Genomic DNA, 26,819 nt, shown 5'->3' with positions numbered 1-26,819 from the left:
CCGCCGCCGCCCGCGCGGGCGGCGGCGGTTCCTCGCTCAGCAGAGCGGTCAGGGTGGCGTACTCGCCGTTGCGGTCGAAGGGGCCGCGGCCCTCCACCGCGCAGTACAGCGTGGCGCCGAGGGAGAACAGGTCGGCGGCCGGGGTGGGCGGCTCGCCGCGCGCCCGCTCCGGCGCCAGATAGCCGGGCGTGCCGAGGATGCCGGCGGTGGCGGTGAGCCGGGGTTCGTGGGACCCGGGCCGGAGGGCGATGCCGTAGTCGGTGAGCAGCACGCGCGCGTGGGGATCGCCGGTAGCGTCCGGTGCCAACAGGATGTTGGCCGGTTTCACGTCCCGGTGCAGGATGCCGACGCGGTGCCCGGCGGTGAGCGCGTCCAGCACGGCAAGGCCGATGCGGGCCACCTGCGTGGGTGGCAGCGGGCCGGACCGCCGGATCACCGCCTGGAGGTCGACCGCGTCCGGCACGTACTCCATGACGATCCACGGCAGTCCCTCGTGCATCACCACGTCGTGCACGGTGGCCACGTGCGGATGCCCGCGCAGCCGTGCCGCGTGCCGGGCCTCGCTGCGCGCCCGCGCGACCCGCTGCGCCGTTCGCTCCGGGTCCGCCACCCCGTCCGGCAGCGCGATCTCCTTCAGTGCGACGTCGCAGGTCAGTTTCTCATCGTGAGCGAGCCACACCCGGCCCATGCCGCCCGCGCCGAGCGTGCGACGCAGCCGGTACCGCCCGTTGATGACCCTGCCGGCGCCCTGATCCGGCGTCTCCCCCGCCATCACACCTCTCCCGGGACAACGCGCCTCCCCGGCCGCGTGGCTGTTCGTCCCCTTGAAGGTAGCTTCGCACCATCACCGACAAGAGCTCTTTCCCGAAGCAATCCCGTCAAGGGGGACACATGAGCCCGAGAAGGCACAGCTGTCTCATGAGTGACGGCGGGGCGACGGGCTCACGCCGGTTCGAGGAAGCCCTGCTCCACCAGCAGCCGGATCTGGGCGGGCGTACGGTCGCGCAGCAGAATCGGGTCCTCGCCGACGAGTTGGGCGATCGCGTCCAGGATCCGCCCGGCGGTCAGCGAGCCGTCGCACACGCCCGCGAAGCCCGCACCGACCGTGTCGACCTTGGTGGCCCGGCGCATGCCGCGGTTCTGGCGGAGCACGACGTGCTCGGGGTCCTCGGCGCCGGGCAGCCCGACCTGCTCCTGGACGACCTCGGCGGCGAGCCGGAAGCGCTCCTCCAGCAGGGCCGCGTCGTCGTGCGCGCGGAGGTAGTCCAGGCGGGCGAAGTGCGCCCGGACCGTCTCGCCGAGCGGCTGCTCGACCGGGTGCGGCCATTCCTCGACCGTGATGGACGGCTCGGCGGAGGCCGTCCGGCGCAGGGTGATCCAGCCGAAGCCCACGCCCCTCACCTTGCGGGCCTCGAACTCGTCCAACCAGGCGTCGTACCGCGCCTGGTACTCGGCCGGGTCGCCGCGGTGGTCGCCCGCGTCGCGCAGCCACAGCTCGGCGTACTGGGTGATGTCCTGCACCTCGCGCTGCACGATCCAGGCGTCGCATCCGCGCGGCACCCACGACCGCAGGCGGTCCTGCCAGTCCTCCCCCTCGACGTGCTGCCAGTTGGCGAGGAACTGCGCGAACCCGCCCTCGTTCAGCCGCTCCCCCGCCTGCTGAACGAGCGTGCGGCACAGATCGTCCCCGCTCATGCCGCCGTCCCGATAGGTCAGCCGGGCGCCCGGCGAGATCACGAAGGGCGGGTTGGAGACGATGAGGTCGTACGTCTCGTCCTCCTCGACCGGCTCGAACAGCGAGCCCTCCCGCAGATCCGCGGCGGGCGCGCCGGACAGGGCGAGGGTGAGCGCGGTGATGTGCAGCGCGCGCGGGTTGACATCGGTCGCGGTCACCCGGGTGGCGTGCCGGGCGGCGTGCAGCGCCTGGACGCCGGAGCCGGTGCCCAGGTCGAGGGCGGCGGCGACGGGGGTGCGCACGGTGATGCCGGCCAGCGTCGTCGAGGCGCCGCCGACACCGAGCACGACCCCCTCGTCGCGGCGTCCGATGCCCCCGGCGCCGCCGACCGCGCAGCCCAGGTCGGAGACGATGAACCAGTCCTCGCCGCCGGGCCCGCCGTACGGCCGGACGTCCACGGTGGCCGCCAGCCCGTCCTGGCCGGCCCGCACCAGCCAGCCGCTCTCCAGGCACTCCTCTACGGGCAGCACGTCCGCCACGCGCGCGTGCGGCACGGGCTGCTGCAGCAGGAACAGCCGGACGAGCAGCTCCAGCGGGGTGTCCCCGCGGGTGGCGCGGAGTGCGGGCACGGTCTCGCTGCGGGCCAGCGCCGCGTACGCGGAGGCGCCGAGCAGGTCGAGCAGTCCGTCGGCGGTGAAGGAGGCCCCGAGCAGGGCCTCCCGCAGCCGGGCGGCGACCTCGGGGCGGTCGGTGGCGGGCAGGGGGGACGGCGAGGAGAGGCTGGCGTTGCTCACCACCCCATTGTGTCGGCTCCCGCCGACAACGCACGCGCGCGTGCGGGCCTCGGCCCGCTCGCCCGCCGTTCAGCCCTGCGTCACCGACGGCGACGCCGACGCGGAGGCCGACTTGCAGCTCTCCTGTTCGGCCATCGCCTGGCCGACCTCGCCCTCCTCCAGCGTCTTCAGCGCGTCGCTGCCGGTCTTGCCGAGCTTCTTCATCTCGGCGGCGATGTCCTTGAGGCCGGCGGCGAACTTGCCCTGGTCCTTGGTGTCGAGCGCGTCGACCTGCTTCTGCAGGGAGGTGTAGGAGGCCGAGATGGTGTTCAGCTCCTTGACCGCGTCGCGCTGCTTCTTCTCGCCCTCCTCGACGTTCGGCGGGCCGGCCTTGGTGATGGCGGTCCCGATCGCCTTGTAGGCCTCGGCGATGTCCTGGAACGCCTGGGAGTCGGCCTTCTGGACCTCGGCCGGCGAGCTGCTGTCCGAGGTCTCCTTCTGGATCGCGGCGTTGGCGGCCTTGATCGTCCTGGCCTGCACCTGGAGCTCGTCGCAGACCTGCTTGGCCCAGGCGTCGAGCTCCTCGTTGCCGTCGTCGCCGGTGCATCCCGACAGCGCCAGTACCAGTACCGCACCGCCGGACAGTGCGGCCGCGAGCTTCTTGTTCACCGGATGGGTCCCTTCCATGGCTCTCGGCCCCGGAACATACACGCCACACGCGCGACCTCCACACACCGAATGTTCCGTACACGCATCTTTGTCGCGCTTTGCCCCGCGGGAGAGAAGGCTCACGACCGGGCCGGCCGCCGCCCGCGGCGACCATCGTCCGTGTCGACCGCCATCCGTGGCCACCATCGTCCGTGTCGACCGTCATCCATGTCGACCGTCATCCGCGGCGGCCGTCATCGGCGCGCACGGCGCGGGGCGGGCGGGTGACGCGTCAACGCGCGCCACTCGCCCGCCCCTTGGGACGTGCGGTTACCGGTCCCCTACGAAACCGCCGCCGTGTCCGGCGACTTGGAGCCCGTGGAGCCCGGCTCGGAATCGTCCTCGTCGCCCATCGCGATCCCGCGGCGCTTGGAGACGTACACCGCCCCCACGATCACCAGGAACGCGAACACGGCGATCAGCACCCGTACTCCCACGTTCTCGTCGGTGCCGTACGAGAACTGGATGATCGCCGGCGCGATCAGCAGCGCCACCAGGTTCATCACCTTCAGCAGCGGGTTGATCGCCGGACCAGCGGTGTCCTTGAACGGGTCGCCGACCGTGTCGCCGATCACCGTCGCGGCGTGCGCGTCGCTGCCCTTGCCGCCGTGGTGGCCGTCCTCCACCAGCTTCTTGGCGTTGTCCCAGGCGCCGCCGGAGTTGGCGAGGAACACCGCCATCAGGGTGCCCGTGCCGATCGCGCCCGCGAGGTAGGCGCCGAGCGCGCCGACGCCCAGCGTGAACCCGACGAAGATCGGCGCCATCACCGCGAGCAGACCCGGTGTGGCCAGTTCCCGCAGCGCGTCCTTGGTGCAGATGTCGACGACCTTCCCGTACTCCGGTTTCTCGGTGTAGTCCATGATCCCGGGATGCTCGCGGAACTGCCGCCGCACCTCGAACACCACCGCACCTGCCGACCGTGAGACGGCGTTGATGGCCAGTCCGGAGAAGAGGAAGACGACTGCCGCGCCCGCGATCAGGCCGACCAGGTTGTTGGGCTGCGAGATGTCCATCGCCAGGGTCAGCGGAGCGCCCTCCCCGGTCAGCTTCTCCCCGACGTCGCGCGCGCCGGTGGTGATGGCGTCCCGGTACGACCCGAAGAGCGCCGCCGCGGCGAGCACGGCGGTGGCGATGGCGATGCCCTTGGTGATCGCCTTGGTGGTGTTGCCGACGGCGTCCAGGTTGGTGAGCACCTGCGCGCCCGCGCCCTCCACGTCGCCGGACATCTCGGCGATGCCCTGCGCGTTGTCGGAGACCGGCCCGAAGGTGTCCATCGCCACGATCACACCGACCGTGGTGAGCAGCCCGGTGCCCGCCAGCGCCACCGCGAACAGCGCCAGCATGATCGACGTACCGCCGAGCAGGAAGGCCCCGTAGACCCCGAGGCCGATCAACAGGGCGGTGTAGACCGCCGATTCGAGGCCCACCGAGATCCCGGCGAGGACGACGGTGGCGGGGCCGGTGAGCGAGGACCTGCCGATGTCGCGCACGGGGCGGCGGCTGGTCTCGGTGAAGTAGCCGGTGAGCTGCTGGATGACGGCGGCGAGCACGATACCGATCGCCACCGCGACCAGCGCGAGGATCCGCGGGTCGCCGCTCTTGCCCAGGATCGCCTCGTCGGTGACCCCGTCCAGCTCGGAGTACTTCCCCGGCAGATAGGCGAAGACCGCGATCGCCACCAGCGCCAGCGAGATCACCGCGGAGATGAAGAAGCCGCGGTTGATCGCGCTCATCCCGCTGCGGTCGGCGCGCCGCGGGGCCACCGCGAAGATGCCGATCATCGCGGTGAGCACGCCGATGGCCGGGACGAGCAGGGGGAACGCCAGCCCCGCGTCGCCGAACGCCGCGGTGCCCAGGATCAGTGCGGCCACCAGGGTGACGGCGTACGACTCGAAGAGGTCGGCCGCCATGCCCGCGCAGTCGCCGACGTTGTCGCCCACGTTGTCGGCGATGGTCGCGGCATTGCGCGGATCGTCCTCCGGAATGCCCTGCTCGACCTTGCCGACCAGGTCGGCGCCGACGTCGGCGGCCTTGGTGAAGATGCCGCCGCCGACCCGCATGAACATCGCGATCAGCGCGGCACCGAGGCCGAAGCCCTCCAGCACCTTCGGCGCGTCGGCCGCGTACACCAGCACCACGCAGGAGGCGCCCAGCAGACCGAGCCCCACCGTGAACATGCCGACCACACCGCCCGTACGAAAAGCGATCTTCATCGCTTTGTGCGAGACGGCGGTGAGATCCTTTTCCGGCTCACCCGGCGCGGGAGTCGCCTCGCGGGCCGCCGCGGCGACCCGCACATTGCTGCGCACGGCGAGCCACATGCCGATATAACCGGTGGCCGCCGAGAACGCCGCGCCGATCAAGAAGAACACCGATCGTCCGGCACGCTGATTCCAGTCGTCCGCGGGCAGCAGCATGAGCAGGAAGAACACGACGACCGCGAATACGCCGAGTGTGCGCAACTGCCGGGCCAGATAGGCGTTCGCGCCCTCCTGCACCGCAGCCGCGATCTTCTTCATGCTGTCGGTGCCCTCGCCGGCCGCGAGCACCTGACGCACCAGCACACCGGCGACCAGAAGTGCAGCCAGTGCCACGGCTCCGATGACCACCACCATGGCTCGGTTGCCATCGGTGAGCACCGCTGCCGCGAGGGCTGTGGAGTGATCCAGCTGATCGAGCTGATCTGGAGAAGAAAGCCCCGCCATTCGTCCTCCTTGACGCTTGGGCTGAGCTCAAGATGTGGACGGATTCTAGAGATCTGTTCCGGATCAAAACAGTACGCGGGAAACGGAATCCGTACACCCCGGCGCACTCCGAGTAATGCCCCGAAAGCATTCTGGGCCATTCGGGTGAACCATGGGGGTCGCCGGTGATCGGAATTGATCGTGAATTCTTTCACGAATTCCGCGAGGGGCCCGGCATCGGCCTGCGGACGGGAAAAAGAACGAGGGCCCTGCTGAGCAGGGCCCTCGGTGTCGTGCGAGCGGTGCGCGTCAGGGGAGCACCGCGGCCGGCGGGGTTGTGGTCGGCCAGGTCATCCGGATCGAACCGCCGTCCGCGCCCGTGCTGACCTTCACATCGTCGACGAGGCCACTGATGACCGCGAGGCCCATCTCGTCCTCCTCGACCTCCACGTCGGCGTCCTCGGACGCGCCGGGAGACCCGTCGTGCACCTGATGCGGGGCCTCGTCGCCGACCTCGATGGAGAACTGCTTCTCGTCCTCGATCAGCAGCACCCGCACCGGCGCGGTGATCCCGCTGTTCTGGTGCAGTCCGACTGCACGGGAGCAGGCCTCGCCGACGGCCAGCCGGACTTCGTCGAGGACGGCCTCGTCCACTCCGGCCTTACGGGCGACGGAAGCGGCCACCAGCCGGGCGGTCCTGACGTGTCCGGGGACCGCACTGAAGCGGAGCTCAACGGTGGCCATGCATCCCCCTCGGAGCTACGGGCGTGCTGTCGGAAGGCCCGGGCCGCCGCGAGCCCGGACCCCCTTCCTTCCACTCTGCGATCCGGGCCACGGCCCGGACCGTGGGTCAGTCGGTCGCCGCCACCGCGTCCTCGACCGAGGTGTGGATCGGGAACACCTTGGTGAGACCGGTGATGCGGAAGATCTTCAGAATGCGCTCCTGGTTGCAGACCAGGCGCAGCGAGCCCTCATGGGCACGCACACGCTTCAGGCCGCCGACCAGCACGCCGAGCCCGGTGGAGTCGAGGAAGTCCACGCCCTCCATGTCGACGACGAGGTGGAAACTGCCGTCGTTCACCAGCTCGACCAGCTGCTCGCGCAGCTTGGGCGCGGTATATACGTCGATTTCGCCACCGACCCTGACGATCGTGCGATCGCCCACGGTCTCGGTCGACAGGGACAGGTCCACGGATCCTCCAGCACCTTGCTATCGAGCGGTCGTCCTCGGGGCATCTCGGCTTTCAGCCCCCATGACGGTTCGCCAGCCGCGATGGCATTCAATCACTTACCGGCAGGCGTGCACGACGCCTTGGTCCCATTGTCCGTCACGCCAGTGACACACTCGGTGCCGATGGCCAAGAATCACCGATCCGATCGATCCCCGGCTGACCCCGTGTCCCGCCTCGCGCCGGGCACGGTCCTGGACCGGCTCGCCTCCGGGCCGAGCCGGGCTTCGCGCATCACTCATACGGAGCACTTGCCCCCGCGTGCGGGTCGCCATGCCGTCTGGCCGGACCGGATCCGTCCGGAGGTCGTCGCCGCAATCCGGGCCGCGGGCATCGAGCACCCCTGGGCCCACCAGGCGCGCGCAGCCGAGCACGCCCTGGACGGCGACTCCGTGGTGGTCGCCACCGGCACCGCCTCCGGCAAGTCCCTGGCCTATCTGGTCCCCGTCTTCTCCGCCCTCCTGGACGGCTCCGAGGCCCCGAACGGCCGTGGCTCCACCGCCCTCTACCTGGCCCCCACCAAGGCACTCGCGGCAGATCAGTGCCGATCGGTGAAGGAACTTTCACAACATCTGGGGCACGCCGTTCGGCCGGCCGTGTACGACGGCGATACTCCGTTCGAGGAACGCGAGTGGATCCGCCAGTACGCCACCTACGTCCTCACCAACCCCGACATGCTGCACCGCGGCATATTGCCGTCCCACCCGCGCTGGTCCTCCTTCCTCAAGTCGCTCAAGTACGTCGTGATCGACGAGTGCCACACCTACCGGGGCGTCTTCGGCTCCCACGTCGCCCAGGTGCTGCGCCGGCTGCGCCGCCTGTGCGCCCGCTACGGCGCCGACCCCGTCTTCCTGCTGGCCTCCGCCACCTCCGCCGAGCCCGCCGTCGCCGCGCGCCGGCTCACCGGCCTGCCCGTGGTGGAGGTCGCCGACGACGCCTCCCCGCGCGGCGAACTGGTGTTCGCGCTGTGGGAGCCCCCGCTCACCGAGATGCAGGGCGAGAAGGGCGCCCCGGTCCGCCGCACCGCCACCGCCGAGACCGCCGACCTGCTCACCGACCTCACCCTCCAAGGCGTGCGCTCGGTCGCCTTCGTCCGCTCCCGGCGCGGCGCCGAACTGATCGCCGTCATCGCCCAGGAACGGCTCGGCGAGATCGACCGATCGCTGGTGCGGCGGATCGCGGCCTACCGGGGCGGCTACCTCCCGGAGGAGCGCCGTGCCCTGGAACGCGCCCTGCACTCCGGCGAGCTCCTCGGCCTCGCCGCCACCACGGCCCTGGAACTCGGCGTGGACGTCTCCGGCCTGGACGCGGTCGTGATCGCCGGCTACCCGGGCACGCGCGCGTCCCTGTGGCAGCAGGCCGGCCGCGCGGGCCGCTCCGGGCAGGGGGCCCTGGCCGTCCTGGTCGCCCGCGACGACCCGCTGGACACCTTCCTCGTCCACCACCCCGAGGCCCTGTTCGACCAGCCGGTGGAATCCACCGTCCTCGACCCCGACAACCCCTACGTCCTCGCCCCGCACCTGTGCGCCGCCGCCGCGGAACTGCCGCTCACCGACGACGACCTGGAGCTGTTCGGGCCCCAGGCAGCGGACCTGCTGCCACAGCTGGAGGCCGCGAAACTGCTGCGCCGCCGCACCAGGGCCTGGCACTGGACCCGCCGGGAGCGGGCCGCCGACCTCACCGACATCCGCGGCGAGGGCGGGCGGCCGGTCCAGATCGTCGAGTCCGGCACCGGTCGGCTGCTCGGCACGGTCGACGAGGGCGCCGCGCACGCCTCCGTCCACGAGGGCGCCGTCCACCTCCACCAGGGCCGCACCTACCTGGTCCGCTCCCTCGACCTGGACGACTCGGTCGCCCTCGTCGAGGAGGCCAATCCGCCGTACTCCACCGTCGCCCGCGACACCACCTCCATCTCCGTCCTGGAAACCGACACCGAGATCCCCTGGGGCGAGGGCCGCCTCTGCTACGGCTCCGTCGAAGTCACCAACCAGGTGGTCTCCTTCCTCCGCCGGCGCCTGATCACCGGCGAGGTCCTGGGCGAGACGAAACTCGACCTCCCCCCTCGTACGCTGCGCACCCGCGCGGTGTGGTGGACGGTCACCGAGGACCAGCTCGACGAGGCCCGCATCAACCCCGAGATCCTGGGCGGGGCCCTGCACGCCGCCGAGCACGCGTCGATCGGCATGCTGCCGCTCTTCGCGACCTGCGACCGCTGGGACATCGGCGGCGTCTCCATCCCGCTGCACCCCGACACCCTCCTGCCGACCGTCTTCGTCTACGACGGCCACCCCGGCGGCGCGGGCTTCGCCGAGCGCGCCTTCCACACGGCACGCGCCTGGCTCACCGCCACCCGCCAGGCCATCGCCTCCTGCGAGTGCGATGCCGGCTGCCCCTCCTGCATCCAGTCCCCCAAGTGCGGCAACGGCAACGACCCCCTGCACAAGCGGGGCGCGGTCCGGCTCCTCACCGTCCTCCTGCGGGGCGCCCCCGCGGAGAAGCCACCGGGGGCGGAGGGGGCGTAGCCACCGCCCACCCGGGGTGCTGGAACCGACACGGTCCGCAGCGGTTGCCGGGTTTCCCGCCGGCTCCGCAGCCCGCAGGGACGGAGGACTGCGCCGCGCGACCGTAGCGGGGAGGGGGCGGGGTCGCGCGCCGTGACACCCCGAGCGCCGGCGGTGCCTACGGGCTGCGCAAGGAGCCCGGCGCGCTCGGCCTCTGGCCCGGAGGACCCGATGCGCCTCCCTCCGGGAGTGGAAGGGCCGGTGCCCCACCCTCCGGTGGCGGGGGACCCGGCACACTCCCCTCCGGTGGCGGAGGGCTCATGCCCCTCGGCGGTGTCTGCGGGAGAGGCGGTGACGGGAGGGTGGGGGCCGCCCCCGCAGGGCCCGCCCGGGCCCTGACCTCCGCCGTGAACGGCTCCGTACCCGCCGCCACCGACACGTCCGCGACCTCCCCGACGACCGCGCACCGTACGAGCCGTGTGCCCTGCGCCCGCGCCACCCGGTCCGCCCGGGCGCAGGCCTCTCCGGTGCCGCGCGCCCAGTGGTCCGCCGCCGCGAGCGCCGCGAGGTCCGCGCCGCCTGCCGCGCGGTGCCGGGCCACGACCGCCTGGCCCAGGGCGAGCACCACACCGAACACCACACACAGCGCGGCGATCGCCCCGACGCTCCACACGGTGGCCGATCCCCGATCGGCACCTCTCCCCTGAGTGCGGCGCATCACCGCCCTCACGGCGACACCCCGTCCACCGACGCGCCCTCCACGGACGCCACCGCCTCCTCGCGTACCTCGAACGCCAGATCCCCCAGCACCGGAGGCGCGACGGTCACCACGACCCTGACCCGGTCCCCCTCCCTGGCCACCGTGACCTTCGCCCCGCGTGGAGCCGCCTCACGGGCCAGTGCGGCGACCGCGTCGGCGGGGTCCTGGCGGGCCGCCGCGCGGGCGCCGGTGCGGGCCGCGTCCACGCACTGGATCTGCGCGGCCACCACCAGCAGCCCCCACACCAGCGCCATCGCGACCGCCACCAGCACGGGCAGCACCACGGCGGACTCCGCCGTCACGAACCCGTCGTCCCGCCACGGCCGCCGCCGCTCACATCCCGGCATCGAGGGCCCGCTTCACGATGCTGTGCAGCTCCGCACTGACCTGTCCGCTGGTCACCACCTTGTACAGCACCAGTGCGAAACCCGCCGCCGCGACGATCCCCACCGCGTACTCGGAGGTGACCATTCCGGCATCCTTCCGCCCGCCACACAGTCCGCGCAGTGCGCCCACCAGGGCCCGCATCCGCGCCCGTACCACCTTGCTCATCCCGCTCTCCTCACTCGTCCTCGTGCTCGTCCCGCTCGTGTTCGTCCGCTCGTGTTCGTCCGGTCGCGCTCGTCCGGCGCTTGCTTGTCCGGTTCGTGCTCGTCCCGCTCGTGCTCATCCGCTTCGTGCTCGTCCGGTTCGTCCTCCTCGGCCCTGGCCACCGCCGTTCATCGGCCCTGCTCACCGCCGCTCATCGCCGCTCGCCACCGCCGCTCAGCCACCACCCCCGCCCATCACCTCGCCCGCCATCCCGATCACCACGGGCAGTACGCCGATCACGAGGAACGCGGGCAGGAAGCACAGCCCCACCGGCGCCGTCACCAGGACCGCCGCCCGCCGGGCCCGCACCGTCGCGGCGCGCGCCCAGCCGGCGCGGGCGTCGGCCGCGAGCCGGGCGGCCGGTCCGGCGGCGGGCAGGCCCGACACACCGGCCCGTTCCAGCAGCCTCGCCAGCCCCTCGGCACCCGGGATCGCGCCCAACGCCCGCCAGGCCTCCCCCGGTTCGCCACCCAGGCGGACCTCCGCCGCGCCCCGTGCCAGCGCCTGCCCCACGGGCCCGCCGAGCGCCTCCCCCACGGCCTGCGCGGCCGTCACCGGGGCGGCACCGGCGGCGACGCAGGCGGCCACCAGGTCGGCGGCGAGGGGGAGTTGCCGGGTGGCGGCCCGGGTGGCGGGCACCGCACCGGCCACCGTCCCCCGCTGCCGCCTGCGCCACCGCCGCAACGCCACGGCCGCCAGCACTCCCGCCACCACCCCGGGAACGCCGTCGAGCAGCGCCCACCCGGCACCCGCAACGGCCAGCTCGGGCAGCAGGCCCCGCGCCACACCCGGCAGGTCCACACGCGGTCTCACGGGCCGCTGCTCGTGTGCCAGCAGGACCGCGAGCCGCCGCCGTACCCGGCGCCGCCGCCGCGCCGCCGTGACCCGGTGCGCCAGCCAGCCGAGCGCCGGCACCGCCCCGAGCAGCATCCCCAGGCTGTGGACGGCGTCCGCGCTCACGCCCGCCTCCTGCGCCAGGCTCATGTCGCCTCCTCCGCGCCCCGGACGATCCGCAGCACCCACCACAGCCCCGCCGCCTCCAGCACTCCGCCGAGCGCCAGGCAGGTCAGGCCCGGCCCGGTGTGCAGCAGTACGTGCAGGGGGTCGGCACCGAGAGCGGTGCCCAGGAGGAGGCCCAGCGCCGGGAGCGCGGCGAGCATCCCGGCGGTGGCGCGGGCGCCGGACAGCTGGGCGCGCAGGTCGGCGCGCTGGTCGCGTTCGGCGCGCAGGGCCGCTTCCAGCCGGTCGAGTCCGGCCGCGAGACCCGCGCCGTGGTCCACGGCGACCCGCCAGCACGCGGCGAGCCCGAGCAGTCCGTCGGCCCCGGGTTGCCGGGCCGCCGCCGCGAGCGCCCCCGGGACCTCACCGCCGAAGCGGGCCGCCGCCAGCACCGCCGGCTGGGCGCCGGCGAGCCCTCCGGTGTCGTGCGCGGCCCGCAGCAGCGCCTCGCCGGGCTGCCGCCCGGCCCGCACCTCCCCGGCGAGTGCCGCGCACAGTGCGATCACCGCGTCGCCCCGGCGTTCCCGGGCGAGCCGCGACTCCCTGGCCAGCCGCGCGCGGCGCAGCAGCGGCACTCCGGCCGCCCCCGCGACGGCCGGCAGCGGTGACGAGCCGAGCACGGCGAGCAGCAGACCGGCGGCCACCGCCCACCACTCGGCTCGCAGCCGACCGCGCAGCCGCCGCCCCCGGTCCGCCCACCGCCTCGGCACCGGTGGTCCGGTGCCCACGGACCCGCCGCCCGCGAGCAGCAGCCGTGCCCGGCGCGCCCCGTAGTGCGGGCCGCCCATCGTCCAGGCCGCGGCTCCGGCGCACAGCACCGCAGCGCTCATCGCCGTCCCGCCCACCGCTGTCTCACCCATGTCGCGCTCCCTCGGTCCCCTCGTCGCTCCACTCGTCGCCCAGCAGGTCCCGCAGCCGCTCCCAGCCCCGCTCGCGCACGAACCCCCGCGCGCCCCACCGCAGCGCCGGGACCGTCCGCACCAGCCCGGTCGGGTCCCGCTCCAGCACCCGCACCTCGGCGATGCGGCGCCGCCCGGACCGGTCGCGCACCAGGTGCAGCACGACCGACAGGGCTGCCGCGAGCTGGCTGTGCAGCGCGGCCCGGTCGAGCCCGGCGGCGGTGCCCAGCGCCTCCAGCCGGGCCGGCACATCGGCGGCGGCGTTGGCGTGCACGGTGCCGCAGCCGCCTTCGTGGCCGGTGTTCAACGCGGCCAGCAGATGGACCACCTCGGCCCCGCGCACCTCGCCGACGACCAGCCGGTCGGGCCGCATCCGCAGCGCCTGGCGCACCAGGTCCTCCAGGGTGACCAGGCCCGCGCCCTCCTGGTTGGCGGGTCTGGTCTCGAGCCGGACGACGTGCGGATGGTCCGGCCGCAGCTCCGCTGAGTCCTCGGCGAGCACGATCCGCTCCCCCGGCCCGACCAGCCCGAGCAGGGCGCTGAGCAGGGTCGTCTTGCCGCTGCCGGTGCCGCCGCTGATCAGGAAGGACAGCCGGGCCCGCAGCAGGGCGCGCAGCACCCGGTCCCCGCCCGGTGGCACGGTGCCCGCCGTGACCAGTTCGTCGAGCGTGAACGCGCTCGGCCTGACCACCCGCAGCGCCAGGCAGGTGCAGGCGACCGCCACCGGCGGCAGCACCGCGTGCAGCCGGGTGCCGTCGGGCAGCCGGGCGTCGACCCAGGGCCGGGCGTCGTCGAGCCGCCGACCGGCCACGGCGGCCAGGCGCTGCGCGAGCCGTCGTACGGCGCCCGCGTCCGCGAACGCCACGGACGTCAGCTCCAGGCCGCCGCCCCGGTCCACCCACACCCGGTCCGGTGCCGAGACCAGGACGTCGGTCACGGCCGGGTCGGCGAGCAGCGGCTCCAGCGGGCCGCTGCCGACCAGCTCGGAGCGCAGCCGCTCGGCGGTCCCGAGGACTTCGGCGTCACCGAGCACCCGTCCCTGCTCGCGCAGCGCCTGCGCCACCCGCGCGGGTGTGGGCTCGGCCCCGTGCTCGGCCAGCCACTGCCGCACGCCGTCCAGCAACGGCACGGAGAGGCCCGGCGAGGAAGGCTCCGGCGAGGACAGGCTCGGCACGGGAAGTCCCGGCGAGGACAGGCGCGACGCGGAACGACGCGCTGTGGGACGGCTCGGCGCGGAACGACGCGGCGCCACGGCGTGTCCCCCGTTCATGCCGCTCCCGCCTCGACCAGCGCCCGCTCCCAGAAGTCCTTGCAGAACCGCGCGAGCGGCCCGCGACCGCCCGCGCCGGGCGGCTCCTTGCCGTCGGCCACGCGTGACAGCCCGGACTCCACGGGCAGTTCTCCGGCCAGGGGCAGCCCGAGCAGCCGGGCCACCTCGTGGTCGTCCAGGCCCGGGGCGTACGGCCCGCGCACGGCGACGCGCAGATCGCGCAGCACCATGCCGACGGCGGAGGCCACCCGCCCGGCCGCCGCGACGGCACGCAGTTCGGCGGGGACGACGAGGATGCCGAGGTCCAGCTGGGCGAGGATTTCGGCGACGCCGTCGTCGATCCGGCGGGGCAGGTCGACGACGACCGTGCCACCCCGTCGCCGGGCGGCGGCGAGCACCGCCCGTACGGCCTGCGGGGCGATGGCGAGGCAGTCGCCGCGGTCCCAGCTGAGCACCCGCAGCGCGTGCAGCTCGGGCAGTGACTCCTCCAGGGCGCCGCTGCCGACCCGGCCGCGCGATGCGGCGAAGGCGGGCCAGCGCAGTCCGTCGGCGGTCTCGCCGCCGAGCAGGATGTCGAGTCCGCCGCCGAGCGGGTCGGCGTCCACGAGCAGGGTGCGCAGGCCCTCCCGCGCGGAGGTGACGGCGAGGGCGCACGCGAGCGTGGAGGCCCCGGCGCCGCCCCGGCCGCCGATGACGCCGACGGTGAGCGCGGGCCGGCCGACGCCCTCGGCGACGTCCGCGATGCGGTCGACCAGCCACTGCTCGCCGTCCGGCAGCATCAGGACGTGGTCGGCACCGATCTCCACGGCGCGCCGCCACACGCCGGGGTCGTCCTGATCCCGCCCGACCAGCACCACGCCGCCGCTGCGTGGGGTGCCGCGCAGCCGCCGCGCGGCGTCGTCGCCGACCAGCACGAGTGGCGCCGCCTCCCAGCCGCCGCCGCGCTCGGGCGGGCCGTGCCGGACCTCGGGTGTCGCTCCCGCCGCCGCGCACAGCCGGAGCAGATCGTCGAGGAGCTCGGGGTCCTCGGTGACGATCAGCGGTCGGCCCGGTCGGCCACCGGTGGCGGACGGCTGTTCGGATGTGGTGGATCCGGCCATGACGGATGTCCCCCTTCACAGTCTGGGCTGTCTGAGCCGTCGGGGCTCTCAGCGTTCTGTCCGTCTCGCTCACGGGTCTCGGCAGGCCTGCGATTGCGACGGATGAAGAACCGGCGATCGGACCGCCCATATGAGCGGCCGACAGAAACCGGCCATACGCGCACCGCAAACGGAACCGTCCAGGAACTCGCCCCGAGCGAGGCGCGTGGGAATCACGATGAGACGAGCGCGGAAATAATGTGGATCTTGGTCGATAACTGTGGACAACCAGATCCCTGTGAATATCGCCATCACCCATACCGGTGAGCCCCGGGCGCCCCCGCACCATCCCCTGTACGGCTCCCGCAGAGCAGTCCGATGACTACGGTGAGTGACGAATCATGGGCATGCGAAAGGGACGGCCGCAGCCGCCCGGACCCGGCGCCCACGCCGCACGATGAAGGGAAAAACCCACCCGGACATGCGACGACCCCCGCCGGGGGGGAGAGCGGGGGTCGTCCCCACGGCCGACTCGGGGGGGGAGGAGTCGGACCGGGTTAGCACGGTCGCGAACGATCCGTGACTTCCATGGTGTACCCGAGAGCCCTCTCAGGCAAACCCACGCGCCCCACCTTACGCCGAATGGGCTGCGCCTATGCTCAGGGACGTGGAAAACCACTCCTTGCCCCGCACAGCGGCCTTCTTTGACCTGGACAAGACGGTCATTGCGAAGTCGAGCACGCTCACCTTCAGCAAGTCCTTCTACCAAGGCGGACTGATCAACCGCAGGGCCGCCTTGCGGACCGCCTATGCCCAGTTCGTCTTCCTCGTCGGCGGTATGGACCACGACCAGATGGAACGGACGCGCGAGTATCTGTCCCGGCTCGTCCGCGGCTGGAACGTCCAGCAGGTGAAGGAGATCGTCGCCGAGACGCTGCACGACCTCATCGACCCGCTCATCTACGACGAGGCGGCCTCGCTCATCGAGGAGCACCACACCGCCGGCCGCGACGTGGTGATCGTCTCCACCTCCGGCTCCGAGGTGGTCGAGCCGATCGGCGAGCTACTGGGCGCCGACCGGGTGGTGGCCACCCGGATGGTCGTGGGCGAGGACGGCTGCTACACCGGCGAGGTCGAGTACTACGCCTACGGCCCCACGAAGGCGGAGGCGATCCGGGAACTCGCCGCGTCCGAGGGCTACGACCTGGCGCGCTGCTACGCCTACAGCGACTCCGCGACCGACCTGCCGATGCTGGAGTCGGTCGGGTATCCGCACGCCGTGAACCCAGACCGGGCACTGCGCCGGGAGGCCGTTTCCCGCGGCTGGCCGATCCTCGATTTCCACCGCCCGGTGCGGCTCAAGCAGCGGCTGCCCGCCTTCTCCGTACCGCCGCGCCCCGCCCTGGTCGCGGCGGCGGCGATAGGAGCGGCGGCGGCGACGGCGGGACTGGTCTGGTACGCGAGCCGCCGTCGCGCCACCGTCCTTTAGTCCCTGTTTGAACCCAAAAGTAAAAAGTGGAGCCACCACTTCCGCTTACTGCCGAACTGGAGTACAAAGGACTCAACGGCCCGCGAGACCAAGGACATCCGAGAGGATCACCTTCAGAACGCAAATGGCCCCACGGACCGAAGCATGAACACCGGGCACCCACGCGACGTCGACCCGTCGATTACGGGCCAGCCGCACCAGGTAAGGGCAAAGTCCCCGACCTGATGGGCGACATTCGAGGACGCTTGGTAACTGGGTGATCATGCCAGCGGCGGTACGAGTCCTCGTACCGCCGCAACCCTTTTCCGGCTCTTTCGCCGGCCCCTACGCCGCTCCGCGCTGCAGCGCCTCGCACACCGCCGTCGACTCGCGCACACCCAGCTCGACGGCCTTGCCGCAGTGGGCGATCCAGGCCGCCATGCCCTCCGCCGTGCCGGACAGATAACCGTCGAACGCGGTCAGATAGGCCTCCCGCCCCAGCTCGGCGTGGCCCACCTCGGCCGGGCAGACCGACTTCGGGTCCAGACCGCTGCCGACCAGGACGATCCGCTCGGCCGCGCGCGCGACCAGGCCGTTGTGGGAGACGAACGGGCGCAGCGCGAGCAGTTCGCCGTGCACGACCGCGGCCGTGACCAGCGCGGGGGCCGAACCTCCCGCGATGATCAGCTCCGCCAGCCCCTCCAGACGCGCCGACACCTCGTCGGCGCCCGGCAGCGGCTGCTCGATCAGCGGCTCGTCGACCGGCTCGCCCGACTGCCGCGGGCGGCCCACCTCGTCGGCGTTGTCGGCCGCCGCGACGAGGTGCAGGCGGGCCAGCACCCGCAGCGGGGACTGCCGCCAGATGGACAGCAGCTGTCCGGCCTCGGCGGTCAGCCGCAGCGCCGCGCCCACGGTCCGGGCCTGGTCGTCACCGCTGAAGTCGGTGCGCCGGCGCACCTCCTCCAGGGCCCAGTCGGCGCCGGACAGGGCCGCCGAACCCCGGGCGCCTCGCAGGGCCGCCTCCGAGGTGATCTCGTTGCTGCGGCGCCGCATGATCCGGTGCCCGTAGACCCGGTCCACGGCCTTGCGCACGGACTCCACGGAGTCGGCCACACCGGGCAGTGCGCCCAGGGCCGCGAGGGGGTCCCGATCGGCGTTCGCGCCTGTCGTACTCATGAGTACGACATTACGCACCCGGGGGCCGAACCCCACGAAGGAGTGGTCTTCTTCACGTCCGCCCCGCGCGCGCGGCGTTCGCACCACTAGGCTTACTGAACATGAAAATTGCTTTCGTCGGGAAGGGCGGGAGCGGCAAGACCACCCTGTCCTCCCTGTTCATCCGCCACCTCGCAGCCACCGGCGCGGCGGTGGTCGCCGTGGACGCCGACATCAACCAGCACCTGGGGGTCGCGCTCGGCCTCGACGAGACGGAGGCCGCCGCACTTCCCGCGATGGGCGACCAGCTGCCGCTGATCAAGGATTACCTGCGCGGCAGCAATCCGCGGATCGCCTCCGCCGCGACGATGATCAAGACCACGCCGCCCGGCGAGGGCTCACGGCTGCTGCGGGTGCGCGAGGACAACCCGGTCTACGACGCCTGCGCCCGGCCGGTGGAACTCGACGGCGGCACCGTCCGCTTGATGGTCACCGGCCCCTTCACCGAAGCCGACCTGGGGGTCGCCTGCTACCACTCCAAGACGGGAGCGGTGGAGCTGTGCCTGAACCACCTCGTCGACGGCCGCGACGAGTACGTGGTGGTCGACATGACCGCGGGCTCCGACTCCTTCGCCTCCGGTATGTTCACCCGTTTCGACATCACGTTCCTCGTCGCCGAGCCGACCCGGAAGGGCGTCTCCGTCTACCGGCAGTACAAGGAGTACGCCCGTGACTACGGCGTCCGGCTCGCAGTCGTCGGCAACAAGGTGCAGGGCCAGGACGACCTCGACTACCTGCGCGAACAGGTCGGGGAGGATCTGCTCGTCACCGTCGGGCACTCCGACTGGGTGCGCGCCATGGAGAAGGGCCGCCCGCCCCGGTTCGACCTTCTGGAGGACGCCAACCGCCGTGCCCTGCAGGCCCTGTGGTCGGCTGCCGACGCGACCTACGACGAGCGCGACTGGGAGCGCTACACCCGCCAGATGGTGCACTTCCACCTGAAGAACGCCCGGTCCTGGGGCAACGAGCGGACCGGGGCCGACCTGGCGGCGCAGGTCGACCCCGACTTCGTGCTCGGCGAGAGCGTGGTGGCGAACGCCTGACGCGCCGCTCCCGCCAGGCGCGGCACCTAACCCTTGTCCGCCGGCGCCCCGGGCACGCCCTTCGGTGCGGGGGCCGGGCGGTCGGCCAGGAAAGACGCCCAGCCCTGCTTCGGCGCCTCGCCGACCTTCAGCGTGCGCAGCTTCGCCAGGGTCTGCGGGTCCTGGGCGTCCAGCCAGTCGGCCAGTTGGCGGAAGGAGACACAGCGCACCTCGGGCTTGGTGCACACCCGCTCGATGACCTCCTCGACGGCACGCATGTAGGTGCCGCCGTTCCAGGACTCGAAGTGGTTGCCGATGATCAGGGGCGCGCGGTTGCCGTCGTAGGCGCGCCGGAAGCCCATGAGCAGGCCGTCGCGCATCTGGTCGCCCCACGCGTCGTACTTGTCGGGGTCGCCCTGGGTGGTGGTGCCGGACTGGTTGACCATGAAGTTGTAGTCCATGGTCAACTGCTCATAGGAGTGCCCCGGGAACGGCACGAGCTGCATCGACAGATCCCACAGGCCCTCCTTCTTCCGGGGCCACACCTGGTCGTTGACCCCGCTGGTGTCGTAGCGGAAGCCCAGGTCGCGGGCGGCCTCCATGAAGTTCCGCTGGCCCTCCAGGCAGGGCGTGCGGGCGCCGATCAGCTCCTTGTCGTAGTCGAACGGCAGCGGTGCCGCCTTGGTCATCCCGGTGTTGGTCTTCCAGGACTTCACGAACCGCTTGGCCTGGGAGATCTCGTCCTTCCACTCCTCCACCGACCACTCGCCAACGCCACCGCCCTTGCCGCAGAAGTGGCCGTTGAAGTGGGTGCCGATCTCGTTGCCCTCCAGCCAGGCGAGGCGGAGCTGCTTCACGGTGTCGGCGATGCCCTGCCGGTCGTTGAAGCCGATGTCGGAGCGGCCCGGTGAGTGCTGCGGCGGCCTGTAGAGGTCGGCCTTGTCCTCCGGCAGGAGATACACGCCGCTGAGGAAGTACGTCATCGTGGCGTCGTTCGCCTTGGCGACCTTGCGGAAGTGGGAGAACAGCCGCTGGCTGTCCTCGCCGGCGCCGTCCCAGGAGAACACCACGAACTGCGGCGGCCGCTGTCCGGGCTTCATCCGCTCGGGCCGGGGCAGATGCGGCTGGGCCCCGGTGAACGCCGTGGAACCGTCGCCGATCAGCCGGACGGGGCGATTGGGCGCGGGGGCCGCCTCCGGCCTCTGCGGCCCGGGCGCGCCCTCCTTCGTGGTGTCGGAGCCTGCCGAACATCCGGCGAGCGACACGGCACAGACCGCGGCAACCACGGCGCCCGCGGCGATCCTCTGGGTGGCGGCCATCTTCCGCCCACCTACTTCCTTCTCTCGGGCCAACGCCACTGAGGGCGCTTTCGGGTGAAGTGCGCGCTGTACGGCCACCTGGCGCGGAATGCCGGACCAGCCGACAGCGCCGCCAAGGTCGCACGGGACCGAGAAGGAGTTAGTACGACAAGCCGATCAAAGACTCGGTTCACTCTCCGGAGTGATTTATTGACCTATTTGCCGGGAAAATCCATGCTTGACCTTTACTCAGCATTACTATTCGTTTACTGAGCGTTGATTCATCCCGCCACTGCACGCCGTGACTCACGGCCGCGACCGACCCGCCACCCGGCGGGACCGACCTGTTCCGCGACCGCTGCCCCGGAGGAGACGGGAAACATGTCAGCCTGCGTCCCCACACGCACGACCGACCCCCACCGACCGAACCCCGACCACCAGCCGCACAGCCCGCCGACCCGGCGCCCCCGCCGTTTCCGGATCGCCGGCGCGGATGTGTCGGCGTCCATCGCGGTCTTCCTGATCGCCCTGCCCCTGTCCCTCGGCATCGCCCTCGCCACCGGCGCCCCTCTCCAGGCCGGCCTCGTCGCCGCCGCCGTGGGCGGCCTCGTCGCCGGACGGCTCGGCGGGTCCCAGCTCCAGGTGAGCGGACCCGCCGCCGGGCTCACGGTCGTCACCGCCGACCTCATCCACCTCTACGGATGGCGGACGACCTGCGCCATCACCGTCCTGGCCGGTGTCGCCCAACTGGGTCTCGGCTGCCTGCGCGTGGCCCGCACCGCCCTCGCGGTCAGCCCCGCCATCGTGCACGGCATGCTGGCCGGGATCGGCGTCACCATCGCCGTCGCCCAGCTGCACATCGTCCTCGGCGGCACCCCGCAGAGCGCGGTGCTGGACAATCTGCGCGCGCTGCCCGCCCAGCTCGCGGACCTGCACCCCGCCGCCGTGTCGACGAGCGCGCTCACCCTGGCGCTGCTGTTCCTCTGGCCCCGGCTGCCCGGCCGGGCCGGACGGCTGCTGCGCAAGGCACCGGCACCGCTGATCGCCGTCGCCGGCGCCACCGCGACCGCCTCGCTCGCCGGGCTGACCCTGCCGAAGGTGGAGCTGCCGTCCTGGAACAACCACGCGCTGGCCGGGCTGCCCGAGGGGCCGGTGCTCGGCCTGGTGGCCGCCGTGCTGACCACCACGCTGGTGTGCAGCGTGCAGTCGCTGCTCGGCGCGGTCGCGGTGGACAGGCTGGCCGCCGCCCGCCCGGGCCTCACCGGCCGGGTCCCACGCTCCGACCTGGACCGGGAACTGCTCGGCCAGGGCGCCGCGAACATCGTCTCCGGCGGGCTCGGCGGACTGCCGGTCGCGGGCGTCGCGGTGCGCAGCACGGCGAACGTGAACGCGGGAGCGGTGAGCCGGAACTCCACGATGCTGCACGGCGTTCTCGTGGTAGTCGCCACGCTGCTGATGGTCCCGCTCCTGGAGCAGATCCCGCTCGCCGCGCTCGCCGCCCTGGTGATGGCCGTCGGCATCCAGATGGTGTCCCTGAACCACATCCGCACGGTGACCCGCCACCGTGAAGTGCTGGTGTACGCCATCACCACCCTCGGCGTGGTGCTGTTCGGCGTTCTGGAGGGCGTGGCCCTCGGGATCGCCGTGGCCGTCGCCGTCGCCCTGCACCGCCTGACCCGCACCCGGATCACACACACGGAAGAGGGGGGAGTCCATCACGTCCATGTGAGAGGCCAGTTGACGTTCCTCGCGGTGCCCCGCCTGAGCCGGGTGCTGCACCAGATCCCGCAAGGCGCCGACGCCGTCGTGGAGTTGGACGGATCCTTCATGGACCACGCGGCGTACGAGACCCTGCACGACTGGCACAACACGCACACCGCACAGGGCGGCGCCGTGGAACTGACCGGTCGCCGTGCCGGGATCCGCATCGCCGAGCCGGGCACCCCCGCGGAGGACCCAGCAGGCACGGGTGCGACGGAACCGGAGGGTTCCAGCGACTGCCGGTGCCGTCCCTGGACACCGTGGCGCAACCACCAGTGCGAGTGGGAGCTGCCCGGCGCCGAAGAGGCACCGGGTGCGGCAGAGGAGACGGCCCCGGACACCGGGCCGGACGACTCGGCCGGCTCCCGGAAGCCGCTGCAGCCGTCGGATCGGCCGGAGCGGCTGGATCGGCCGGATCCGCTGGGGACACCGGGGAAGAGGGGGCTGCCCGCGCCTTCGGAGCCGGCGCGGGAGGAGGAGGGACCTGAGCACGGGCAGGGGCCTGAGCACGGGGAGCGCCAGGAGCACCCGGAGAGCCTGGAGAAGCAGGAGCACCCGGGGAGCGCCGACGACTTCACCGTGCCCTCCGGCCCGGACCCCACCGACGGCTCGGCCCCCGCCGGCGGTCATCAACTCGTCCGCGGCATCAGCGCCTTCCAACGCAGGACGGCACCGCTGGTGCGGGGCGAGCTGGCCCGGCTGGCACGGGAGGGCCAGCGGCCGGTGCAGCTCTTCCTCACCTGCGCCGACTCACGCCTCGTCACCTCGATGATCACGTCCAGCGGCCCCGGAGACCTGTTCGTGGTGCGCAACGTGGGCAACCTGGTGCCACTGCCCGGCGCGGAGAGCGGCGACGACTCGGTGGCGGCGGCCATCGAGTACGCGGTGGACGTCCTGGAGGTCCGGCACATCACCGTGTGCGGGCACTCCGGCTGCGGTGCCATGCAGGCGCTGCTCGGCGCGCGTGACGAGCACCCGGAGGAATCCGGTCTGCCGCAGACGCCGCTCAAGCGGTGGCTGCGGCACGGGCTGCCGAGCCTGGACCGGATGACCGACGACAGCAGGCCCTGGACACGGCTCGCCGGGCGGCGTCCCGCCGACGCGGTGGAGCAGCTGAGTCTGACCAACGTCGTCCAGCAGCTGGAGCACCTGCGCGCCCACGAGTCGGTGGCCCGCGCCCTGCGCGAGGATGCGCTGGAGCTGCACGGGATGTACTTCCACGTGGGCGAGGCGCAGGCCTATCTGCTCACCGAGGCGTCCGGTGCGGTGGTCTTCGACCATGTCACCGAGGCCGAGGAACTGCGCAGCCCGGCCTAGGGGTGTCGTTCGGGTCGACCCGGGCGTCGGAGGCGGGTCCTGGTCCCGCCGCCGGCGCCCTCGCCCGAATCCCCGCTCAGCGGAGGCCGGACGGCTCCGCCGGACCGGGTTCCGGGGCGGGGACGGGGTCGCACGGGGCGATCCGGCCGCGGACACCGTAGAAGCTGACGACCCGCTGGATGCTCCCGTCGGGCTGGCGCTGCCCGATCTTCTCGAAGGCGAGCGAGTCCCCGCGCCGCAGGTCGATCGTCCAGATGGGGCCCTCGCCGCCGCTTCGGTCGAAGTGGCCCCGGATCGTCTTCCCCCGGGGGCGGGTGCACTCGTGGCCGTTCGGCACCTCGTCCACGGCCACGTGGATGCCCTGCTCCTTCAGCCGTTCGGCGAGCCCGTCCTGCAGCCCGCCGCCGAGGGAGATGTCGTTCACGGTGACGGTCACGCTCCCGTCCGGGTGCGGTTCGACCGCGTAGGCCGGGCTCTCGGCCGGGGAGCCCGGCATCAGCACCCACGCGCCCGCGACGGCCGCGCAGACCAGGGCGACGATCCCGAGCCTCGGCGCGGTCAGGGCCGTGGGACGGCGGCCCGGTACGGGTGCCGGGGTGGCCGTGGGGTCACTCGTCCCGCTCGCGCGCCGGTCGATCTCGCGGTGCAGTTCCGCGAGCAGGCGGTCCTCGAAGGTGGTCCTGGTGGTCATGCCTCTCCCCCGTTCACTCCGGTGGCACAGGACGCGGCGTAGGGCAGGGATGTGCCGCGCGGTCCGTCGGCGGGCTCGGCCACCGCCAGGCCGCGCACGCCCCGCAGCGCCCTGCGCGCCCGGTGCAGCCGCACGCGTGCCGTCACCTGGCGGATGCCCAGCGCGGCCGCCGCCTCGGTGAGGGTGAGCTGGTCGACCGCGATCAGCTCCAGTACTGCCCGTTCGCCTTCCGGGAGCCGTTGCAGCGCGGCGAGGGCGTGGCGGCCGGCGGACTCGGCGTCGAGCTTGTCCTCCAGGCGGGCGATGTCGTCGGGCTCCAGCAGCCGCCGGCCGGAGATCCGCTGATCGCGCCGGGTCTCGCGGGCGAGGCGCCGGTGCTCGGACGAGACGACGTTGCGGGCGATGCCGTAGAGCCAGGCCCGTTCGCTGCCGAGGCCGGGCCGGTAGGTGTGGGCGGAGTCGAGGACCGCGAGGAACACCTCGGCCGTGAGGTCGGCGACCGTGTGGGCGTCGGGGACACGCCGGGCCACGAAGGAGGTCACGGCGTCCACGTGGCGGCGGTAGAACTCCTCGAAGAGCTTGGGGTCGCGTGCCGCCGCCGCGGGCCCTCCCCGTATGCCGTCCAATGCCTGTCCCCTCTCGTCGGGTGGTGCGCGGTGGTGCCTCACCCGTACTTGGCCGCACGTGTGAAAGGCGTTACAGCAGCTGAACTTCGCCCCCGCCACGTCCGTGGGTACGGATGACCACCGCACCGACCATCCGCAAGACACCGCACCAGCCGTCCCACCAGCCACCCAACAGGTCTAAACCAATTTCCCGACGACCCTTGTCATCGGACCCCCGGGTCTGATGAGCTGTGGCCTGGGACACAACGGACACCCTGGGAAAGGGAGATGTCGTGAGCAACGAAAGCCTGGCCAACCTGCTCAAGGAAGAACGCAGGTTCGCACCCCCCGCCGACCTGGCCGCGAACGCCAACGTCACCGCGGAGGCGTATGAACAGGCCAAGGCTGACAGGCTCGGCTTCTGGGCCGAGCAGGCCCGGCGGCTGAGCTGGGCCAAGGAACCGACCGAGACACTGGACTGGTCGAACCCGCCGTTCGCCAAGTGGTTCAAGGACGGCGAGCTGAACGTCGCGTACAACTGCGTCGACCGCCACGTCGAGGCCGGGCACGGCGACCGGGTGGCCATCCACTTCGAGGGCGAGCCCGGCGACAGCCGCGCGATCACCTACGCCGAGCTGAAGGACGAGGTCTCCAGGGCCGCGAACGCCCTGCTGGAGCTGGGTGTGCGCAAGGGCGACCGGGTCGCCGTCTACATGCCGATGATCCCGGAGACGGCCGTCGCCATGCTGGCCTGCGCCCGGATCGGCGCCGCGCACTCGGTGGTCTTCGGCGGCTTCTCCTCGGACGCGCTCGCGACCCGCATCCAGGACGCCGACGCGCGTGTCGTCATCACGGCCGACGGCGGTTACCGGCGCGGCAAGCCGTCCGCGCTGAAGCCCGCCGTGGACGAGGCGCTCGGCAAGGTGGACAACGTCGAGCACGTGCTCGTGGTCCGCCGTACCGGCCAGGAGGTCGCCTTCACCGAGGGCCGCGACCTGTGGTGGCACGACGCCGTGGGGCGGCAGAGCGCCGAGCACACCCCGGAGGCGTTCGACGCGGAGCACCCGCTGTTCATCCTGTACACGTCCGGCACGACGGGGAAGCCGAAGGGCATCCTGCACACCTCCGGCGGCTACCTCACCCAGGCGGCGTACACCCACCACGCGGTCTTCGACCTCAAGCCGGAGACGGACGTCTACTGGTGCACGGCCGACGTCGGCTGGGTCACCGGGCACTCGTACATCGTCTACGGCCCGCTGGCGAACGGTGCCACGCAGGTCATCTACGAGGGCACGCCGGACACCCCGCACCAGGGCCGGTTCTGGGAGATCGTGCAGAAGTACAAGGTCACGATCCTCTACACGGCGCCCACGGCGATCCGGACGTTCATGAAGTGGGGCGACGACATCCCCGCGAAGTTCGACCTGAGCAGCCTGCGCGTCCTGGGGTCCGTCGGCGAGCCGATCAACCCCGAGGCGTGGATCTGGTACCGCAAGCACATCGGCGCCGACCGCACACCCATCGTGGACACCTGGTGGCAGACCGAGACCGGCGCGATGATGATCTCGCCGCTGCCGGGCGTGACGGCGACCAAGCCCGGCTCCGCGCAGACGCCGCTCCCCGGCATCTGCGCGACCGTCGTCGACGACGAGGCGAACGAGGTGCCCGACGGCGGCGGTGGCTACCTGGTCCTCACCGAGCCGTGGCCGTCGATGCTGCGCACCATCTGGGGCGACGACCAGCGGTTCATCGACACCTACTGGTCGCGCTTCGAGGGCAAGTACTTCGCGGGCGACGGCGCCAAGAAGGACGACGACGGCGACATCTGGCTGCTGGGCCGCGTCGACGACGTCATGCTCGTCTCCGGGCACAACATCTCCACCACCGAGGTCGAGTCCGCGCTGGTCTCCCACCCGTCGGTCGCCGAGGCGGCCGTGGTCGGCGCGGCGGACGAGACCACCGGCCAGGCGATCGTGGCATTCGTGATCCTGCGCGGTACGGCGGCGGAGACCGAGGACCTGGTCGCGGAGCTGCGGGGCCACGTGGGCGCCACGCTCGGCCCGATCGCCAAGCCCAAGCGGATCCTGCCGGTGGCCGAGCTGCCGAAGACCCGCTCCGGCAAGATCATGCGCCGGCTGCTGCGCGACGTCGCGGAGAACCGCGCCCTGGGCGATGTGACCACCCTGACCGACAGCGGTGTCATGCAGCTCATCCAGGCGAAGCTCCCGGCGGCGCCCAGCGAGGACTGATCGCGTCCGCGCAGGGGGTGCCCGG

General features: G+C 72.5%; 21 protein-coding genes and 1 pseudogene. 5 read left to right on the top strand and 17 right to left on the bottom strand.

Features of this window, described 5'->3' with window-relative positions; translation table 11 throughout:
- The 6 genes from CCN42_RS14640 to bldG form a co-directional block, all read right to left on the bottom strand.
- Positions 1–772, bottom strand: a 772-nt coding sequence (locus tag CCN42_RS14640) for a serine/threonine-protein kinase (protein ID WP_143661913.1), incomplete at its 3' end; no start/stop codon positions are given.
- 170 nt (positions 773–942) lie between these two features.
- Positions 943–2,469: a DUF7059 domain-containing protein gene (locus CCN42_RS14635; protein ID WP_086736025.1), complete on the bottom strand. Its 1,527-nt coding sequence runs from the start codon at positions 2,467–2,469 to the stop codon at positions 943–945.
- 69 nt (positions 2,470–2,538) lie between these two features.
- A complete protein-coding gene (locus CCN42_RS14630; protein WP_086736017.1) occupies positions 2,539–3,135 on the bottom strand; it encodes a small secreted protein in 597 nt (198 codons plus the stop codon).
- Between the two features lie 302 nt (positions 3,136–3,437).
- Positions 3,438–5,861, bottom strand: coding sequence for a sodium-translocating pyrophosphatase (locus tag CCN42_RS14625; RefSeq protein ID WP_086736015.1), 2,424 nt, complete (start codon positions 5,859–5,861; stop codon positions 3,438–3,440).
- A 288-nt stretch (positions 5,862–6,149) separates the two neighbouring features.
- Positions 6,150–6,584 carry an ATP-binding protein gene (locus CCN42_RS14620; RefSeq protein WP_086736013.1) on the bottom strand — a complete coding sequence of 145 codons (435 nt, stop codon included), beginning with the start codon at positions 6,582–6,584 and terminating at the stop codon, positions 6,150–6,152.
- Between the two features lie 106 nt (positions 6,585–6,690).
- A complete protein-coding gene (bldG, locus tag CCN42_RS14615) occupies positions 6,691–7,032 on the bottom strand; it encodes an anti-sigma factor antagonist BldG (protein ID WP_043502848.1) in 342 nt (113 codons plus the stop codon).
- A gap of 81 nt (positions 7,033–7,113) precedes the next feature.
- Here bldG and CCN42_RS14610 point away from each other — a divergent pair, with 81 nt between their 5' ends.
- Positions 7,114–9,591, top strand: coding sequence for a DEAD/DEAH box helicase (locus CCN42_RS14610; protein ID WP_169731455.1), 2,478 nt, complete (start codon positions 7,114–7,116; stop codon positions 9,589–9,591).
- Between the two features lie 328 nt (positions 9,592–9,919).
- Here CCN42_RS14610 and CCN42_RS14605 read toward each other — a convergent pair.
- The 7 genes and pseudogenes from CCN42_RS14605 to ssd all read right to left on the bottom strand — a co-directional run.
- Positions 9,920–10,288 (bottom strand): annotated as a pseudogene (locus tag CCN42_RS14605) (Rv3654c family TadE-like protein); the annotation flags it as partial.
- An 8-nt stretch (positions 10,289–10,296) separates the two neighbouring features.
- On the bottom strand, positions 10,297–10,677 hold the full coding sequence (locus CCN42_RS14600) for a TadE family type IV pilus minor pilin (RefSeq protein WP_086736008.1): 381 nt from the start codon (positions 10,675–10,677) through the stop codon (positions 10,297–10,299).
- Positions 10,664–10,882: a DUF4244 domain-containing protein gene (locus CCN42_RS14595; RefSeq protein ID WP_086170471.1), complete on the bottom strand. Its 219-nt coding sequence runs from the start codon at positions 10,880–10,882 to the stop codon at positions 10,664–10,666. The genes CCN42_RS14600 and CCN42_RS14595 overlap by 14 nt, the downstream gene beginning before the upstream one ends.
- Positions 10,883–11,095: 213 nt before the next feature.
- Entirely contained in the window at positions 11,096–11,905 is an 810-nt protein-coding gene (locus CCN42_RS14590; RefSeq protein WP_422641165.1) for a type II secretion system F family protein, read from the bottom strand.
- Complete coding sequence (locus tag CCN42_RS14585; protein WP_086736007.1) at positions 11,902–12,780, bottom strand: type II secretion system F family protein; 879 nt, start codon at positions 12,778–12,780, stop codon at positions 11,902–11,904. The genes CCN42_RS14590 and CCN42_RS14585 overlap by 4 nt, the downstream gene beginning before the upstream one ends.
- Complete coding sequence (locus tag CCN42_RS14580) at positions 12,773–13,993, bottom strand: TadA family conjugal transfer-associated ATPase (protein WP_086736005.1); 1,221 nt, start codon at positions 13,991–13,993, stop codon at positions 12,773–12,775. The genes CCN42_RS14585 and CCN42_RS14580 overlap by 8 nt, the downstream gene beginning before the upstream one ends.
- 92 nt (positions 13,994–14,085) lie before the next feature.
- Positions 14,086–15,189 (bottom strand): septum site-determining protein Ssd, encoded by a 1,104-nt coding sequence (gene ssd / locus CCN42_RS14575; protein ID WP_086736003.1) that lies wholly within the window; start codon positions 15,187–15,189, stop codon positions 14,086–14,088.
- A gap of 634 nt (positions 15,190–15,823) precedes the next feature.
- Between ssd and CCN42_RS14570 the strand changes: the two genes are divergently transcribed.
- Positions 15,824–16,657: an HAD family hydrolase gene (locus CCN42_RS14570; protein ID WP_086736002.1), complete on the top strand. Its 834-nt coding sequence runs from the start codon at positions 15,824–15,826 to the stop codon at positions 16,655–16,657.
- A 324-nt stretch (positions 16,658–16,981) separates the two neighbouring features.
- Here the strand turns inward: CCN42_RS14570 and CCN42_RS14565 are convergent, their stop codons facing one another.
- Positions 16,982–17,812: a Fic family protein gene (locus CCN42_RS14565; protein WP_086736000.1), complete on the bottom strand. Its 831-nt coding sequence runs from the start codon at positions 17,810–17,812 to the stop codon at positions 16,982–16,984.
- Between the two features lie 101 nt (positions 17,813–17,913).
- Between CCN42_RS14565 and CCN42_RS14560 the strand changes: the two genes are divergently transcribed.
- Positions 17,914–18,894: an ATP-binding protein gene (locus CCN42_RS14560; RefSeq protein ID WP_086735999.1), complete on the top strand. Its 981-nt coding sequence runs from the start codon at positions 17,914–17,916 to the stop codon at positions 18,892–18,894.
- 26 nt (positions 18,895–18,920) lie between these two features.
- Here CCN42_RS14560 and CCN42_RS14555 read toward each other — a convergent pair whose 3' ends face one another.
- The gene (locus tag CCN42_RS14555; protein ID WP_086735997.1) at positions 18,921–20,192 is read right to left on the bottom strand and encodes a polysaccharide deacetylase family protein; all 1,272 of its coding nucleotides are present in this window, start codon (positions 20,190–20,192) and stop codon (positions 18,921–18,923) included.
- 360 nt (positions 20,193–20,552) lie between these two features.
- Between CCN42_RS14555 and CCN42_RS14550 the strand changes: the two genes are divergently transcribed.
- Complete coding sequence (locus CCN42_RS14550) at positions 20,553–23,249, top strand: SulP family inorganic anion transporter (protein WP_086735995.1); 2,697 nt, start codon at positions 20,553–20,555, stop codon at positions 23,247–23,249.
- A gap of 76 nt (positions 23,250–23,325) precedes the next feature.
- On the opposite strand, the gene CCN42_RS14545 is transcribed toward CCN42_RS14550, so the two are convergent.
- Positions 23,326–23,940 carry a flagellar basal body-associated FliL family protein gene (locus CCN42_RS14545; protein WP_086735994.1) on the bottom strand — a complete coding sequence of 205 codons (615 nt, stop codon included), beginning with the start codon at positions 23,938–23,940 and terminating at the stop codon, positions 23,326–23,328.
- Positions 23,937–24,566 (bottom strand): RNA polymerase sigma factor, encoded by a 630-nt coding sequence (locus CCN42_RS14540; RefSeq protein ID WP_086735992.1) that lies wholly within the window; start codon positions 24,564–24,566, stop codon positions 23,937–23,939. The genes CCN42_RS14545 and CCN42_RS14540 overlap by 4 nt, the downstream gene beginning before the upstream one ends.
- Positions 24,567–24,838: 272 nt before the next feature.
- Between CCN42_RS14540 and acs the strand changes: the two genes are divergently transcribed.
- A complete protein-coding gene (gene acs, locus CCN42_RS14535; protein WP_086735990.1) occupies positions 24,839–26,794 on the top strand; it encodes an acetate--CoA ligase in 1,956 nt (651 codons plus the stop codon).
- Positions 26,795–26,819 lie beyond the last annotated feature (25 nt).

Origin of the sequence: Streptomyces glaucescens (assembly GCF_002154375.1) — a bacterium.
GTDB classification, from domain to species: domain Bacteria; phylum Actinomycetota; class Actinomycetes; order Streptomycetales; family Streptomycetaceae; genus Streptomyces; species Streptomyces glaucescens.
Note: the sequence above shows the minus strand (reverse complement) of the source record. Positions and strands in the feature narration are given on the sequence as shown.

Excerpts from the sequence above, each read along its gene's own strand:
- CCN42_RS14630 (WP_086736017.1), bottom strand. The coding sequence starts at position 3,135 with ATGGAAGGGACCCATCCGGTGAACAAGAAGCTCGCGGCCGCACTGTCC.
- CCN42_RS14545 (WP_086735994.1), bottom strand. The coding sequence starts at position 23,940 with ATGACCACCAGGACCACCTTCGAGGACCGCCTGCTCGCGGAACTGCAC.
- CCN42_RS14620 (WP_086736013.1), bottom strand. The coding sequence starts at position 6,584 with ATGGCCACCGTTGAGCTCCGCTTCAGTGCGGTCCCCGGACACGTCAGG.
- CCN42_RS14625 (WP_086736015.1), bottom strand. The coding sequence starts at position 5,861 with ATGGCGGGGCTTTCTTCTCCAGATCAGCTCGATCAGCTGGATCACTCC.
- CCN42_RS14560 (WP_086735999.1), top strand. The coding sequence starts at position 17,914 with ATGAAAATTGCTTTCGTCGGGAAGGGCGGGAGCGGCAAGACCACCCTG.
- ssd (WP_086736003.1), bottom strand. The coding sequence starts at position 15,189 with ATGGCCGGATCCACCACATCCGAACAGCCGTCCGCCACCGGTGGCCGA.
- CCN42_RS14550 (WP_086735995.1), top strand. The coding sequence starts at position 20,553 with ATGTCAGCCTGCGTCCCCACACGCACGACCGACCCCCACCGACCGAAC.
- CCN42_RS14600 (WP_086736008.1), bottom strand. The coding sequence starts at position 10,677 with ATGCCGGGATGTGAGCGGCGGCGGCCGTGGCGGGACGACGGGTTCGTG.
- CCN42_RS14555 (WP_086735997.1), bottom strand. The coding sequence starts at position 20,192 with ATGGCCGCCACCCAGAGGATCGCCGCGGGCGCCGTGGTTGCCGCGGTC.
- CCN42_RS14595 (WP_086170471.1), bottom strand. The coding sequence starts at position 10,882 with ATGAGCAAGGTGGTACGGGCGCGGATGCGGGCCCTGGTGGGCGCACTG.
- CCN42_RS14610 (WP_169731455.1), top strand. The coding sequence starts at position 7,114 with ATGGCATTCAATCACTTACCGGCAGGCGTGCACGACGCCTTGGTCCCA.
- CCN42_RS14570 (WP_086736002.1), top strand. The coding sequence starts at position 15,824 with ATGCTCAGGGACGTGGAAAACCACTCCTTGCCCCGCACAGCGGCCTTC.
- CCN42_RS14590 (WP_422641165.1), bottom strand. The coding sequence starts at position 11,905 with ATGAGCCTGGCGCAGGAGGCGGGCGTGAGCGCGGACGCCGTCCACAGC.
- CCN42_RS14565 (WP_086736000.1), bottom strand. The coding sequence starts at position 17,812 with ATGAGTACGACAGGCGCGAACGCCGATCGGGACCCCCTCGCGGCCCTG.
- CCN42_RS14585 (WP_086736007.1), bottom strand. The coding sequence starts at position 12,780 with ATGGGTGAGACAGCGGTGGGCGGGACGGCGATGAGCGCTGCGGTGCTG.